The 14,640-nt window shown below is 52.9% G+C and carries 15 protein-coding genes; 10 read left to right on the top strand and 5 right to left on the bottom strand.

Annotated features, from left to right (window positions below; genetic code table 11):
• Positions 1-67: 67 nt before the first annotated feature.
• From FGQ85_RS07845 to metG, 5 genes are all read right to left on the bottom strand, one after another.
• On the bottom strand, positions 68-988 hold the full coding sequence (locus FGQ85_RS07845) for a ParB/RepB/Spo0J family partition protein (protein WP_118636996.1): 921 nt from the start codon (positions 986-988) through the stop codon (positions 68-70).
• Positions 978-1,763, bottom strand: a complete 786-nt coding sequence (locus tag FGQ85_RS07840) for an AAA family ATPase (RefSeq protein WP_118636994.1) — start codon at positions 1,761-1,763, stop codon at positions 978-980. The genes FGQ85_RS07845 and FGQ85_RS07840 overlap by 11 nt, the downstream gene beginning before the upstream one ends.
• Positions 1,742-1,999: a DUF6462 family protein gene (locus tag FGQ85_RS07835; protein ID WP_118636992.1), complete on the bottom strand. Its 258-nt coding sequence runs from the start codon at positions 1,997-1,999 to the stop codon at positions 1,742-1,744. The genes FGQ85_RS07840 and FGQ85_RS07835 overlap by 22 nt, the downstream gene beginning before the upstream one ends.
• A 1-nt stretch (position 2,000) precedes the next feature.
• A complete protein-coding gene (locus FGQ85_RS07830) occupies positions 2,001-2,267 on the bottom strand; it encodes a DUF6462 family protein (protein WP_118636990.1) in 267 nt (88 codons plus the stop codon).
• 239 nt (positions 2,268-2,506) lie between these two features.
• The gene (gene metG / locus FGQ85_RS07825) at positions 2,507-3,055 is read right to left on the bottom strand and encodes a methionine--tRNA ligase subunit beta (RefSeq protein WP_243128508.1); all 549 of its coding nucleotides are present in this window, start codon (positions 3,053-3,055) and stop codon (positions 2,507-2,509) included.
• Positions 3,056-3,356: 301 nt separating this feature from the next.
• On the opposite strand from metG, the gene FGQ85_RS07820 reads away from it, so the two are divergent.
• From FGQ85_RS07820 to FGQ85_RS07775, 10 genes are all read left to right on the top strand, one after another.
• Positions 3,357-4,493: a helix-turn-helix domain-containing protein gene (locus FGQ85_RS07820; protein WP_138373127.1), complete on the top strand. Its 1,137-nt coding sequence runs from the start codon at positions 3,357-3,359 to the stop codon at positions 4,491-4,493.
• Positions 4,494-4,508: 15 nt separating this feature from the next.
• Positions 4,509-5,060, top strand: coding sequence for a hypothetical protein (locus tag FGQ85_RS07815; RefSeq protein WP_006573826.1), 552 nt, complete (start codon positions 4,509-4,511; stop codon positions 5,058-5,060).
• A 251-nt stretch (positions 5,061-5,311) separates the two neighbouring features.
• Positions 5,312-5,710, top strand: coding sequence for a fimbrial protein (locus tag FGQ85_RS07810; RefSeq protein ID WP_171027914.1), 399 nt, complete (start codon positions 5,312-5,314; stop codon positions 5,708-5,710).
• A gap of 39 nt (positions 5,711-5,749) precedes the next feature.
• Positions 5,750-6,460, top strand: coding sequence for a hypothetical protein (locus FGQ85_RS07805; RefSeq protein ID WP_138373126.1), 711 nt, complete (start codon positions 5,750-5,752; stop codon positions 6,458-6,460).
• A gap of 11 nt (positions 6,461-6,471) precedes the next feature.
• On the top strand, positions 6,472-7,470 hold the full coding sequence (locus FGQ85_RS07800; RefSeq protein ID WP_138373125.1) for a hypothetical protein: 999 nt from the start codon (positions 6,472-6,474) through the stop codon (positions 7,468-7,470).
• On the top strand, positions 7,470-8,846 hold the full coding sequence (locus FGQ85_RS07795; protein WP_138373124.1) for a C39 family peptidase: 1,377 nt from the start codon (positions 7,470-7,472) through the stop codon (positions 8,844-8,846). The genes FGQ85_RS07800 and FGQ85_RS07795 overlap by 1 nt, the downstream gene beginning before the upstream one ends.
• Before the next feature lie 33 nt (positions 8,847-8,879).
• Positions 8,880-11,942: a PrgI family protein gene (locus tag FGQ85_RS07790; RefSeq protein WP_138373123.1), complete on the top strand. Its 3,063-nt coding sequence runs from the start codon at positions 8,880-8,882 to the stop codon at positions 11,940-11,942.
• Between the two features lie 191 nt (positions 11,943-12,133).
• Positions 12,134-12,661 carry a DUF5697 family protein gene (locus FGQ85_RS07785; RefSeq protein WP_138373122.1) on the top strand — a complete coding sequence of 176 codons (528 nt, stop codon included), beginning with the start codon at positions 12,134-12,136 and terminating at the stop codon, positions 12,659-12,661.
• Positions 12,662-13,324: a DUF6100 family protein gene (locus tag FGQ85_RS07780; RefSeq protein WP_006573834.1), complete on the top strand. Its 663-nt coding sequence runs from the start codon at positions 12,662-12,664 to the stop codon at positions 13,322-13,324.
• Between the two features lie 243 nt (positions 13,325-13,567).
• Entirely contained in the window at positions 13,568-14,596 is a 1,029-nt protein-coding gene (locus tag FGQ85_RS07775) for a hypothetical protein (RefSeq protein ID WP_171027918.1), read from the top strand.
• The last annotated feature ends 44 nt before the right edge of the window (positions 14,597-14,640 follow it).

The raw sequence follows: 14,640 nt of genomic DNA, 5'->3' as shown, positions 1-14,640 counted from the left end.
TGTATTCTGTGAAGTTTGATTTTGGCACTTCTGGCCTTTATCATCACAATTTCTTTCATCAGTATTCTTACTCTGTCTGCAATTCTTTCTTCCATTCTTCCAACAGAGAAACAATTATCTCTTCCATCTGCTCCTGGGTATAATCCGGAGGAAAATAATTTTTCAGTTTTTTCTCCGGTAGTGTGACCTTACGCATCTTTCTTTTTGGAGCAATGCAATTATTAAATATGGAGATCATATAATTGTGACCTACATTTTCATCTTCCAGCCGCTTCCTTAAGACAGCAATCTGATTTGGTTTTATAAACCCATTGTCTTTGATATATTCATAAATCCATTTCTGCATTTCCTTATCGATATAAGAAATATCTACAGCCACCGTAAACTGCAGTTTCTTATTATCGACCATATCAAGCAATTCAGGGATAAGTTCGGTAAGACGAATGTAACGCTGTATCTGTTTTGAACTTTCACCCACCTGTTCGGCTAAAATATCTCTTGAGACTGCTCCGGATAAATTCTGGTCATTTTGACCAGAATTATTTTTAGAGGGTCTGCCGGCCTGCCTTTTCATAGCATTTAATTTCATCTTATAAGCAAAGGCTTTTTCGCTCGGCAGAAGCTCTTCTCTTTGAATGTTGGCATCAACCATAGCGATTACCGCTTCATCATCTGTCATATCCCTTACAATCGCCGGAACTGTAGAAAGTCCTGCTTTACGTGCCGCATACATTCTCCGATGACCGGATATCATTTCATAGTGATTTTCTCCCGCCGGACGGAGCAATACAGGTGTAATAACTCCGCTCTCCTTTACACTATTGATCAACTCTTCCATCTTGTCATCAGCTATTACCTTAAAGGGATGGCCTTTAAATGGACTAATTGCTTTTATCTCAATTTCCATTGCAGACTCTTCATTTACAACCCCCAGCAATTCATCAATGCTTGTCAGCTTTATCTTTTCTCCGCTCCTGCTATTTTTCATATTCCAGCACCTCCTGTGTCAGATTTCGGTAAGCTTCGGCAACCTTGCTTTTCGGGCAATGGGAATAGATACTGACTCCCTCCGCACTTGTCTCTGCCGCTTTCACCGACATGGGGATTGCAGTTTCAAATATTGCAATCCGTGATCCATAGGTTTCACGCAGCTTCGCCGTGATATCTTTTGCATAATTGGTCCGGTAATCCACCATAGTAAGAAGGATCCCCTGAATCTCAAGTCCCCGATTCAATCTCTTTTTGACCATCAGTATTGTCTTAATCAGCTGCTGAAGTCCTTTTACCGGCAGATATGCTGCCTGAACAGGGATAAGAACAGAATCTGCAGCAACTAAAGCATTGATTGTCATCATTCCAAGACTCGGCATACAATCAATTAAAATGTAGTCGTATCTTTCTCTCATCATATCGATATAATCCTTTAGGATCAGCTCCCTGCTCATCACATTTCCCATAACAACTTCTAATGCTGAAAGTTCAATATTTCCAGGCATAATATCGATATCTTCCTCATGATGAAGAATGCCTCCAGAGGGGGTGACTTCTTCCTCGTTGATCACTGCTGTTAATATATTTGCCAGCGTGATCGGAATCCCATCGGGTTCCACATATCCGAGACTGGCTGTGAGACTTCCCTGAGGATCTGTATCAACAAGCAGGACCTTTTTCCCTTTTCTTGCAAGTCCAATTCCTAAATTTACCGCTGTTGTTGTTTTGGCGACTCCGCCCTTTTGATTTGCTACCGCAATAACTCTTCCCATTCTTCAGTTCCCCTTTTCACATGGTTTCTCAAATATTCTTCAAAAATGCTCCGCCGTATCAATACCTTTTTCCCAATCTTATAAACAGATCCCGATATATGAGACAGCCTGACAATTGGTTTATAGCCCAATCCGTAATAGTCCATTGCTTGCTGATAACTGACAAATTCCCTCTGCAGGAACGCCAGGTCCTCATCATCGATCAAATTGGAAAACATCCATACTTTTCCATGCATGTTAGTCCTCCTTCTTTGGAGCAGAATTTTCTTCTGTCTCATGAAACCTTTCAAGATATTCATCAAAAATTTCACGGTTAATTAATACAATTCCGTCCATTCTGTAAATTGCTCCTGCAGCATTGGCTAATTCCATTAATTTCTTATGAGACAGACTGTATACAATCTCTGCCTGTTGATACCGGAGAAATTTTCTTCTAAGCCTCCGGGCCGCCTCCATAACTTCACTGCGTTTCTGCTCATTATAGTACATATCTTCTGTTCTCATGAAACAGTCTCCCTTCTTAAATGCGGCCACTACTGCTGTTTATACGTGAGGAATAAAAAAAGAGCACTCTTTGAAATTTTTTCTTTCAAAAAGTGCTCAAATCATCGGTTTCCCGATATGATTCGCAGATAACAACTCTTCACCACGCTTCGTGATACTTCGTGGTTATTTCGAAAATTGTTGTCAAATTGTTGTCAAAATGAATTTTTGCTGTCAAACCTGAAGGTCATTTCTTATCCTTAGTACAGCTTCGCACCCGCCGGGATACTGTCATCCAGCATCAGCAGATTCAGTCCTTCGTGTCCGTCGTACTCATACACCGCACTGATCAGCATACCCTCAGAGTCGATGCCCATCATCTTCCTCGGCGGCAGATTTACAATGGCTACACAGGTCTTTCCGACCAGCTCTTCCGGCTCGTAATACTCGTGTATACCGCTTAAAATCGTGCGTTTCCGGTCTGTTCCGTCGTTCAGTGTGAACTTCAGGAGCTTCTTGGATTTCGGAACTGCCTCGCATGCCTCCACCTTTACAACCCGGAAATCGGATTTGCTGAATGTGTCAAAATCAACGGTATCCTCGAACAGCGGCTCAACTTTCACCTTGGAAAGATCGATCTTCACAGCCGGTTCGGACTCCTCTTTCTTGTCCGTTTTCTTGCCCTCGGCTCCGCCGATGCTCTTCATTGTCGGGAACACCCCTCTGTCCTCTTCATGCGGATTCATCACGCCCCGTAAGGTTGAAAAAGTGCCATTTTTACGAGATTTTTCTAACTTATTGGATTCCATAGTGTGTCCTCCTGTGCCGTCTGGTTCGGGGCAAAAGTTGTAAAAAAGTTGTGGAAAGTTGTATTGGCACGAAATCGGCTCAATATCGGCTTCAAATTGGCACAGTAAATGGCTACATTGTTTTCAAAGACGCCATTGTAAAATTGCCCCATTTGCAGGAAAGCCTGTATGAGTCCCGCGCAGGATTATCTTGCGGATTCATACAGAAACAAGTATAGCATAAGCCTCAAAGATATTCAAGTCAACGGTTTTTTCGTTGGCGAACTCAATTTCATACCTTATATATAAAAAGGAGAAAGCCATGCCAACCTATCAATTACAAATTAAACAGGTGGTGGACTATCCACGCTGCCGGATCTATCGGCAGTTCGTCCGCTTTCTGATGGAGGACCGGAGCATTCGCGTAAGCGGCGGCTCCGGCCTTTTTAATTTTACGGTACTTTGCAGCTACGCAAACTTCCGCACCTCATACCGCCGCATCGACGGCATCAGTTATACCGTCTACCCCGGCGAGTGGGTCTGCACCCTCAAGGAACTGTCCCAATGGTTCCGCACCCGGTTCCAGTGTCAGGCGCTGGCCGTGCTGGAACGGCTGCAGAAGCAGCACCTCATTTCTTTCCAGACCCTGGGCCACGGGAATGTAGTCCGTTATAAAATCTGTGATTGGGCGCGGCATAATACAGTCCTGGAGTACAATGCCCCCTGCCAGAAGGACACCGGCTTTTTCTTCCTGCCGGTTTCTGTTGCCACTGATCTTATCAGTTCAGACCGTTGCTCTGAGATGGACATTGTTCTGGACCTGTGGATCTCCGCCATCTACAACGACAATCAGGTGCAGGGATCAGACCTGGGGCCAGTGGTCTATTTCCGCAACGGCACCGGCAATCCCCTTGTTACCTACACGGAGCTGGCTGCCCGCTGGGGGCTGTCCCGGGCGACAGTCGGCCGTATCCTGAAAAAGCTGGCTGCGCTGGACTACCTCTCCCTCATGTCCTTCCCGGGCCGGCATGGCAGCGTAATCTATCTGCAAAAATATCTGTCCACCATGTTCGAGATCTCGGATGTGATGGTAGATAAAGAGGAGGTCGCTATGACGCTTAACATTCGCCTGGAACTCCCGAAGGAGGACAGCACAGGCCACGATGCCCCTGCCTTGGAGCATGAGGTCATCGTTTCAGATGAACTCGCCAGCGTTTCAAAATCGCACATTGAAATTATCCTTCAGAAAATGGCGCAAATCCTGATGGCACAAGGGATTTCATGCTTTGGCTGCCCGTTCTCTCGCTACAAGTTATATTCCTTATCGGGCGACTGCCGGGAAGATTTACTTCCCCGCGCGCGAGAGCAATCCTTGCTGCGTTTTGGCCTTGCTGTTCTGTGCGGGAACAAGCAGGTCGCCACTTTTGAACTTACACTCTCTCCCTCGGCGGAGAATTGAACAGGAGGTCTTACCATGAAGAAATTTGTTGAAAAAGATGTCGCAGAAAACCCTCTGTACCATGATACCTGGAAACTGCTGAAAAAATACCGCGATGTGGTGTGGAGCTTGGAGATTTCCGTCCAGCATGTGCGGGCCAAGTTCGAGATCGAATACGGCACTTCCATCGAAGAATTTCTGGATTCTGTCTACCTGGCCGGCGCAGACCTGAACGGGAGCGACATTGAGCACCATGCCAAGTGCATTGAGCGCAGCCACAAGATGCTGAAGCTCCTGGATTCGGCAGTCGAATTGCTCCGCACCCGCCATAAGAACGGCGAGGCGTATTACTGGCTGCTGTACTACTCCTTCCTCTCTCCCCAGCAGCTGAAGAATGTGGAGGAAATCATCGAGAACCTGCGCCCGCACATCCGAGACATCTCCTTCCGCACCTACTACCGTAAGCGGCGGGAGGCCATTGAAGCCCTCAGTTCTGTGCTATGGGGCTATACCTCCAAGGACAGTCTGGATGTGCTGGAGCAGTTCTTCCCAGAGCCGAAATCCTCCGAGAAACAGGCGGGCAAGTAATTGGCACAATTCGGGACTGAAATTGGCGCGTTCCTGCCCTTGAGCCGTAAATCCCTATGTGTTAGACTGAATATGCTCAAACTTGCACCCAAAACTGAATACAGGCAGTGAACAGCACCTTTTTCGAGGTGCTTTTTTGCTGCCCAAACGGTCTTTGGCCTGAGAAGGAGTCCACATCTGCACAACGGATGCGGGCTCCTTCTTTGCTTTTTGAGCAATGAACATCACATTTGGATTGGAGGTCCGCAAAATTGAAAAAACTGAGAACACCTCAACAGCAGCGGCGGGAAGATGACAGCAGCCCGCCTCGTCGAGTTTCCATCGGCCGGATCGCCTATACGGCGTTCCTCTGTGTGATGATGGCGATGATGTTCTGTCAGCCGGCATTTGCCGCAACCGATGTTTGGACGAAGGCCAAGGAAATTATGCAGGATGTCTACACGCAGATTCTCGCCATCTCCACCATTGCGGCCATCGTGACCGCCTCGGTGGCGCTTCTGCTTATGAACTTTTCGCGCTCCGGCCGGACAGTCGATGAGAGCCGGGCGTGGCTGAAGCGCATCTGCATTACCTGGGCCGTCCTCAATGGTCTCGGATTCATCATGGCTTATGTGACGCCTCTGTTCTCTGGTGGTCAGTGGACAGGCTGATCGCCGCCGCAATATACCCACTGGAAGGAGGCGTAAGCTATGGGTATCCTGGATGGCATCGTTGAATGGATCGCGGAGCAGGTAATGGCCGGCCTTGACCTGGTGACCACTTCGGTTTTGGGCGCTCTGGGCTGTGACATGGCTGTTTTTCTGCGGTACTTTCCCGCTGCCGAAACGATGTATAGCGTCTTTGTGGCGCTGGCTGTCGGCATTATCCTGCTGAATTGGGTCTGGCAGCTGTTCAAAAACTTCGGCCTGGGTGCAGGAATCGAGGCGGAAGATCCGGTCAAGTTGAGCATCCGGTCGGTCATTTTCATCCTGCTGGCGCTCTTTTCCGATGAAATCGTCAACATCGTCCTGACCATCGGCGGCACGCCGTACCGCTGGATCATGGATTCGGAGCTGCCGCCCCTCAGCTTTGCCGATTTTAACTCGGTCATGCTGGTGATCATCGGCGTCTGTGCCAATGGCGCTGTTGCGCTGATCACCCTGATCCTCGTCATCATCCTGGCCTGGAACTACCTGAAATTGCTGCTGGAGGCGGCGGAACGGTATGTTCTGCTGGGCGTGCTGGTCTATACGGCGCCGGTCGCTTTTTCGATGGGCGCAAGCCAGACCACATCGAACATTTGGAAATCCTGGTGCCGGATGCTGGGCGGGCAGATTTTTCTGCTGCTTATGAATGCCTGGTGCCTGCGCCTGTTCACGAGCATGGTTGGCTCTTTTATTGCCAATCCGCTCTCTTTGTAAGGAGGGGCGCTTTGAAAAAATTCAAGAAAATTTTATTCCTCGCGCTGATGATTGCGACTCTCTCCTGCCTGTTCTGCCAGCCGGCCTTTGCCATCTCTGAGGAAGAAGTGCAAGCCCAGGTGGACGCTGTGGGCAAGGAGGCGGTTTCCGGCAATGTCCTGATCTGGTTCATGTGTGCGATAGGCTTTTTGAAGGTATCGCAGAAAATCGACTCGTTCATGGCAAGCCTGGGTGTCAATGTAGGCCACACCGGCGGCAGTATGCTGGCTGAGGCCATGATTGCGGCCAAGGGCATCGGCGGCTTTAAGAACTTCTCCAGTCACCATTTTGGCGGAGGACGCAGCAGTAACTCTACCCATGTCAATGCCAATGGCGGAGGTGGGAAAAGCGGCGCCGCCGGATTCGGCGCAGGCTTTGCCAGCGGCGGTCTGGCCGGCGTGATTAAGCGGAATGTCACGAACAATGCCGTCAAAACGGCCACAACGCCCTCGGATGCCAAGCCTTCCGGCCTCGGCGGTCTTGTGGGCGGCGCTGCAGGCGGTGTCGGCGGCCACATTTATTCTTCCTCGGTGAGCAAGGGCGGTGATTTCGCCAATCATGTCGTCGGCTCTGTGGCAACCGGGAACATCACCCAAATGGGCACGATCACCGGCGAAAAGGCTGTTGACGCCCTGCACTCCTATATGGGCCACACGGCACTTGGGCCTGGGGCAGAAAATATCCCCACCTACCAGAATGTCGAGATCGGCGGCGGCCGTATCACCGGCACGGAGGTCACGCCGGAATACCCGGAGGGCATTGCCTTCGGTATGTACCATGCAGACCAGTATGTTGCGCCGGAGGGCCAGTACACGACAGTTCACGCCGCAGATGGCACCGCCTGGTATAAGCAGTATGCAGTGGACGCAGTGGACAAGACGCCCTACATGGCCCCGGACGGCTCGATTGCCTACAATGAGTCCATTGTGAAGAAGCTGCCGCCCACCCCCAAACGAAAGGATAAGATCTGATGGCTGAAGAACGCAAGGACAGCTTTGCTGAAACGGTAGACACTGCGGCCTCCGCAGCGCATACGGTCAAGGGCGCTATCAAGGCCGGCAAGGCGATTTCCGGCGCGGCCAAGGGCGCTGCCGCCGGCGGCCCCTATGGGGCTGTGGCCGGGGCAGTCTGGGCCGGGCGCAAGCATATCGGCAAGATCATCGCCGTCATCATCATTCTGCTTTTGCTGCCGGTCCTGTTTGTTTTGATGCTGCCCGGGCTGATTTTCGGCGGTTTGATCAACGCTTTTTCGCCGGCAGACACGGAGCAGCCTGTCCTCAACAGCGAAACTGCAATCGTGGAGAACGCCAACGACATCACTTTTACCATCAACTCTATCTTGGGTGAGGCGCTGGACGATGTGATGGCCCGCATTGAAGCGGACTTTGCTTCTTCCGGCGCTGACCAGATGGAGGTTAAAAATCCCTATTCCTCCGGCCCTGTCTACAACGCCAACCTCATCATCTCGCAGTATTGTGCTGCCCGGGATGAAGATTTTGAGAGCATTTCCCTGGATGACCTGGCCGCTGTCCTGCGGGAGAATAAGGAGCATCTTTACTCCTATACCAGTGTGCGGGAGAGCCGTGAGGTCACATCGGAAGACCCGGAGACCGGGGAGGAAACCACAACCACCGAGATCTGGATGATCTACACCATCCGCTACAACGGCGAGTCCTATCTTGCCGACCATGTTTTCGCGCTTACGGATGAGCAGAAAGAGCTGGCATCCGATTATGCCTCAAACCTGAGCATGTTCCTGGGGGACGGCCTGCTGCAGAACCTGACAGAATGGACCGGAAACAGGATCCCCTCCCTGGGCGATGTTACCTTTACAGACGGCGTGACGCCGGTGGTCTATTTCAATCAGCTCGACGAGCGTTATGCCAGCCAGCCCTACGGCACCGACAATATCGGCGGCTACGGGTGCGGGCCTACCGCCATGTCCATTGTGGTGTCCTCTCTCACGGACGAAACTGTGGACCCGGTGGCGATGGCCCAGTGGTCCTACGAAAACGGCTACTGGTGCAAGAACAGCGGCTCCTATCACGCATTGATCCCCGCTGCCGCTGAGGCATGGGGCCTGCCGGTATCCGGCTGTACGACTTCCGAGCCCCAGCGGATATTGGATGCCCTCGCCGATGGAAAGCTGGTCGTGGCGATCATGTCAGAAGGTCACTTTACTTCGTCCGGGCATTTTATCGTTCTCCGTGGCGTGAAAGACGGCCAGATCATGGTGGCGGACCCGGCCAGCTATAAGCGCAGCGAACAGCTTTGGGATCTGTCCATCATCCTAAATGAAGCAAGCCGCCGTGCAGGAGCGGGCGGTCCTTTTTGGATCATCGGCTGACCTGCCCCCTCGGCTGCGGAAACGAGGTAATACATGAGCAACAAAAACGACCATGATACTTATATCATACCGCCGAATTTTATAGAAACAGGCACTTTTTTCGGCGGTATGTTCCGTGCGCGGAATGTGATCGAGGCCGGCATCCTGGTGTTTGCCATCGGGGCGCCGGTTTTTCTGTTCCTTCCGTTTGGGCTGACCACCCGCATCATCATTTTGTGCCTGACCGCTCTTCCGGTAGGGCTGGTCGCTTTGATCGGCATATCCGGTGAGAGCCTTTCGCAGTTCCTGGTCATCTTTTTGAAGTACCTGCGGAACCGCCGCGTTGTCGGCGGTGACGGTGAGCAGCCGGAGGATAAGGCGGCGCCCTCCAAATCGGCCGGCAAGCATCTCAAGCAGCGGCCTCCCAAGGAGAAAAAGCCAAAGGCCCCGAAGCGTCGGCGGTCTGGTGAGGCAGATTTTCCGGCCGAGTTTGATGAAGTGCGCAGCTATGAGATCCGTGAAAAGCTGCGGCCCAAGAAAAATGCCAAAAAGGAGCGTCCTGCCAAGGCTAATAAGGCGAAAAAGAAAGCAAAGAAGCGCCCTGAAAAGGGGCGCCTGCCTAAACGCCCTGCCCATGTCAAGGAGCAGAAGCCCGCCTGCCTCAATCCGGTGGCGGATTATCTGCCCATTGAGAAGGTGGAGAACGGCATTATCTATACCAAAGACCATCGGTTTGTCAAGGTGGTCGAGGTTGTCCCTATCAACTTTATGCTGCGGAGCGCCCGGGAGCAGAGGAATATTATCTACTCCTTCGTTTCGTACTTGAAAATCTCGCCCGTCAAGCTTCAAATCAAGGTCCTGACCCGCCGTGCGGACATCAACCGCCACCTGGACACGGTGCGCCGGGAGATGGCCCATGAGGAAAACGAGCAATGCCGCTTGATGCAGGAGGATTACCTGAATTTTGTGCAGCAGGTCGGCTCCCGTGAGGCTGTTACACGGCGGTTCTTTTTGATTTTCGAGTATGAGCCCTGGGCCAATACCCGGCGGTCGGAGCAGGAAGATGAAGCAATCCAGTCCCTCCAGAGCGCCGTCCATACGGCCTCCAACTACCTGCGCCAGTGTGGGAACGAGGTCATCGTCCCCGAAAACGAGGACGAATTTACCGTTGATGTCCTCTATAACCTGCTGTGCCGGAATGAGAGCGCCGTCAAGCCGCTGTCGGTACGGGCGCAGGAGGTAGTGGCGCAGTATATGGAGCAAGGCCGGGAGAATGAAATAGACCATATCCCGGCAGCGGAGTTTGCCGCCCCCCGAAGCATTGATTTTTCCCACGGGCGCTATATCTGTATTGACGGCTTGTACTATGCCTATCTGCTGATCCCCTCGGACGGGTACAAAACGCAGGTGCCGGCGGGCTGGCTGAGCCTGATCGTCAATGCCGGTGACGGCATCGACATGGATATGTTCCTCGCCCGCCAGCCCAAAGAGCGCATCATCCAGCGAGTGGGCCAGCAGCTCCGTATCAACCGCTCTAAAATCAAAGACGCCAGCGACACAAACACCGATTTTGACGACATCGACGGCGCCATCCGGAGCGGATATTTCTTAAAGGAGGGTCTTGCCAACAACGAAGATTTTTATTACCTGAACCTGCTGATTACTGTGACGGCCCCCTCTGTGGAGGATTTGGAGTGGAAAGTCAGCGAAATGAAAAAGCTCCTGCTTTCGCAGGATATGAATGTCAGCGCCTGCCACTTCCGTGAAGAGCAGGCGTTTCTTTCTGCCCTCCCGCTGGTCTCTATGGAGAAAGGGCTCTATGAGCGCGGCAAGCGCAACCTGCTGACGGGCGGTGCGGCCAGCTGCTATCCCTTCACCTCGTTTGAGATGTGCGATGACAATGGCATTCTTTTGGGAGTCAACAAATATAACAGCTCTCTGATTATCGTGGATATTTTCAATTCCGCGATCTATAAGAACGCCAATATGGCGATCCTGGGCACCAGCGGTGCCGGTAAGACCTTTACTCTTCAACTGATGGGGCTCAGGATGAGGCGCAAGAACATCCCCGTTTTTATCATTGCGCCGCTAAAAGGGCACGAGTTCCACCGGGCCTGTGCCAATGTGGGCGGAGAATTTATCCAGATCTCCCCGGCCAGCCCGCACTGCATCAATGTCATGGAAATCCGCAAGGTGGATCGGTCGGTCAATGAAATACTGGATGGCCCCGGTATCCAACTCTCGGAACTGGCGGCGAAGATCCAGCAGCTTCACATTTTCTTCAGCTTGCTCATTCCCGATATGAGCCATGAGGAGCGTCAGCTGCTGGATGAGGCCCTGATCCGCACCTACAATGCCAAAGGTATCACCCACGACAACGCCTCTCTGGAAGACCCGGCCAATCCGGGCCACTACCGGGAGATGCCGGTGCTGGGCGACCTGTATGAGATTTTGAAGGCCGCCCCGGAAACCACACGAATGGCCCATATCCTCAACCGTCTGGTGAACGGCTCCGCCAGTACCTTCAACAAGCAGACCAATGTGCGGTTGGATAACAAATACACCGTACTGGACATTTCCTCCCTCACCGGCGACTTGCTGACTGTGGGGATGTTTGTCGTGCTCGACTTTGTGTGGGACCGCGCCAAAGCTGACCGCACCGAGGAAAAAGCCATTTTTATCGACGAGTGCTGGCAGCTTCTTTCCGGCGCCGGCGCCACGGGCACCCGGCTGGCCGGCGATTTCGTACTGGAAATTTTCAAAACCATCCGCGGCTATGGCGGTTCAGCGGTCTGCGCCAGCCAGGACCTGAACGACTTTTTCAATCTGGACGAAGGCCGTTTTGGGAAAGGCATCATCAATAACAGCAAGACCAAGATCATCCTCAATCTGGAGGATGACGAGGCGGAACGGGTCCAGGAGACCCTGCACCTGTCCGATGCGGAAACGATGGAGGTCACCCACTTTGAACGCGGCAATGGCTTGATTTCCACCAATAACAACAACATTATGGTGGAGTTTAAGGCCAGCCCGCTGGAAAAGGATTTGATCACCACCGACCGCCGCGAGCTGCGTGAAATTTTGGAACGCAAGCGCCGCGAGCAGGAATCCGCATAGGTTCAAATGATATATATGCGAGGTGAATCCCATGTTTTGATGTACTGCGCTGGGTGTGCGTCTATATGACGCCTTCCATGAAGAAAAGCGCCGGTTTGACGCCCGGATGGCGTCTTTCCGGCGTTCCAATATTCGATAAGGCGTTCCGATGCCGCCTTGATGACGCCATTTGATAAAGGAGGTGAGCCCCCATGAAGACCAGGGCTGAAATCTATGGAAATGAGGCTGCGGACTTGCTGCGGACGGTCACAATGTACCCTGGCCTCAGTGAACAGCAGCTTCTTTGTTTTCACCCTGGCAAAGAAGATACGGCAAAGGCCCTGCTCTCCCACCTGGAGAGGCAGGGCCGCATTTTTCAAACAGAGAGCGGCGGCTATTTCCCGGCCGGCCAGTCAGCTAAAATTGACCAGGCGCTTGTCCGGGCAGTATGGGTCCTGCTGGACTTCATTCAGCGGGCCGATTACCATGCTCCCGCTGATTTTCCTGTCAAGCTCGTTTTCTTTGCCGATGGCGAACTCTACGAGGTGGCCTGCGTTGAGGACGGGCAGGAGGCGCTTGTCTGCCATGCCTTGCGGGGCAATAAGGGCGGCAGCCACCGCATTATTCTGGTCGATTCACCGGCGCAGATCGCCAAAATCGACTGTCCCGGCATTTCCGGGTTCTGCACCGTAGAGGAAAACGGCCAGACACACTATTTCAAGAAAGCAGGAGGCACATGATTGGACCGAAAACTTATATCCCGCCGGATTGGGAGCATTCTTGATGATATATCCCGGCTGAGCAACGCGCTGTATGCGATGGACACCACCGACATCCAGCGTTATCCCGATAACTATGAGACCCTTTCCACCGATGCCGCGCTGCGGGCAGAGCGTATCGCCTGCCGGCTGCGGCATCTGATTTATTCCAGCACGACGATCCGCAAGGGCGATTACCTTAAATCCGCCAGTGTGATGCACGGCATCACCATCACCTATGAGAACGAGGTGCTTGCGGTGACGCTGCCCAGCCTTCTGCCAAAGCGCAGGCAGCGGCAGAGCGCCGAGTTTCTGCTGGACCCCCTCTATTTTGCCCTGGAGCAGTACGCCAAAGAGAACACTTTGCCCCATTACCGGGAATGTGTTGTCTGCTTCGCCCAGGTGTATGACCAGGCGCTCCCCACCAGGCGGGTGCGCGACTATGACAACTTGGAGGAAAAGCAGATTTTAGATCTGCTGTCCTCTTTTGTAATGGCTGATGATACCGGCCTGCTGTGTGATGCCTATAACACCGCCGAGCTGGGCGAGCAGGACTGCACGATGATTTTCGTCATGGAGAAGCACCGCTTTCCCGGTTGGCTTGCAGAGCATAAATCAAGCCTGAAATCCATCTCGGATTTTTGAGCATTTTGGGCCCCTTGCGGCCCGACATCCCGCGAAGCCGTCGAAAGCCCCGGATTTTCGGGCTTGCGGCCACTTGGGAGAAGCTTTATTTTACCGAAGTTCTCAGTCATTACGGTAAAAATCCAGCACCGACAAAGGAGGTGATCCCTTGGGAAAAACAGCCGCACTTTTCCACAGCCGGATACGCTCCCGTTCCGGCTTTTATCGCTGACCGCCATCTCTGGAGAGTTCCCAACCAGCCAGCTGAACCGTCTTCCGGCCAGCCCCTACTATTTGGAGGCGGTCGTGACCTCGCTTAAAAAGAGCGGGCTGCTGCGGACCTACTACCGCGACAGGCTCCGGGGCTATCGGCTGGGGGCAAAGGCCAAGGCCGCCCTGCTGGACGGCTGGCCGGAGCGTTTCTCTTCCTACCTGACCGGCGACACCGACACCAACCGCCTCAAGAGCGAGGTGAACCGGCGGCTCCGGCTCCACCGCCTCGCGGAAACCTATGTCACAATGGACAATGCGGGAATTGGGCTCTTTCAGGATGAAAAGCCGAAGGTCTTTTCTCCGCAAGGCTATCACGGCGAAGCCATCGAGTATCCCGCCTTTTACAGTTCCCGTGAGGTCAAGGAAATGGGGATCGACACCACGCAGATTCGCAGCTCCCGGTTTACGGGGGTGCTTCTGGCGCCCACCGGCATTTTTGTCACCTACAACAGCGGCGCAGCCCTGATGAAATGGCGCTGCAAGTCTGAGATGCGGGTAAAGGCGCTGATGTGGAGTGTCCTGTGCCAACAGCGTCTGGCCGGGCAGTACCGCGCCGAAGATGTGCATGGGCTGGTGCTGGGCGAGAGCATGGAACTGGCCTACCAGATGCTCACCAGTACCGGCGGGGCCAAGCACGACTATTTCATGCTGGACGGCAGCTACGACCATTTTTATTTTCTCACAAATAACCACCAGGGGGAGGTGATCCTTGCTTTACTGTGTGACCCCTTGAAAACCGCAGAGCTGAACTGCATTCTGTCCCAGGGCTTGATTACCGGAAATGCCGGAAGGGCCATAGAGCAGGATGCCGCGGAGCAGGACGGCACGCCGGTGCTGTTCGGCTACTCCTGCGACTTGCCCCGGATCGCACGCTTTAACACCTCCCTCGACCTGATGGAGCGCCCCGGCACACTGATCTGTTTTGACTTCCAGGCAGATGTGCTGCGCCGCTACTGCGGCGGCCGGGTCCGCTTTCAAACCATTGATTTCACAAAATTCGAGGGGAGGTTGTTCCCATAGACAAGAAGAAACTCATTGCAGGCCTGATCGCTGCGCCGTTCGCC

Source organism: Pseudoflavonifractor sp. BSD2780061688st1 E11, from assembly GCF_005844125.1.
Taxonomy (GTDB): domain Bacteria; phylum Bacillota; class Clostridia; order Lachnospirales; family Lachnospiraceae; genus Sellimonas; species Sellimonas catena.
The sequence above is the reverse complement of the archived record's forward strand: the minus strand, read 5'-3'. Positions and strand labels throughout refer to the sequence as shown.

Bases quoted from the DNA above. Each gene is read 5' to 3' on its own strand.
- FGQ85_RS07845 (WP_118636996.1), bottom strand. From the start codon at position 988: ATGAAAAATAGCAGGAGCGGAGAAAAGATAAAGCTGACAAGCATTGAT.
- FGQ85_RS07840 (WP_118636994.1), bottom strand. From the start codon at position 1,763: ATGGGAAGAGTTATTGCGGTAGCAAATCAAAAGGGCGGAGTCGCCAAA.
- FGQ85_RS07835 (WP_118636992.1), bottom strand. From the start codon at position 1,999: ATGCATGGAAAAGTATGGATGTTTTCCAATTTGATCGATGATGAGGAC.
- FGQ85_RS07830 (WP_118636990.1), bottom strand. From the start codon at position 2,267: ATGAGAACAGAAGATATGTACTATAATGAGCAGAAACGCAGTGAAGTT.
- metG (WP_243128508.1), bottom strand. From the start codon at position 3,055: ATGGAATCCAATAAGTTAGAAAAATCTCGTAAAAATGGCACTTTTTCA.
- FGQ85_RS07820 (WP_138373127.1), top strand. From the start codon at position 3,357: ATGCCAACCTATCAATTACAAATTAAACAGGTGGTGGACTATCCACGC.
- FGQ85_RS07815 (WP_006573826.1), top strand. From the start codon at position 4,509: ATGAAGAAATTTGTTGAAAAAGATGTCGCAGAAAACCCTCTGTACCAT.
- FGQ85_RS07805 (WP_138373126.1), top strand. From the start codon at position 5,750: ATGGGTATCCTGGATGGCATCGTTGAATGGATCGCGGAGCAGGTAATG.
- FGQ85_RS07795 (WP_138373124.1), top strand. From the start codon at position 7,470: ATGGCTGAAGAACGCAAGGACAGCTTTGCTGAAACGGTAGACACTGCG.
- FGQ85_RS07790 (WP_138373123.1), top strand. From the start codon at position 8,880: ATGAGCAACAAAAACGACCATGATACTTATATCATACCGCCGAATTTT.
- FGQ85_RS07785 (WP_138373122.1), top strand. From the start codon at position 12,134: ATGAAGACCAGGGCTGAAATCTATGGAAATGAGGCTGCGGACTTGCTG.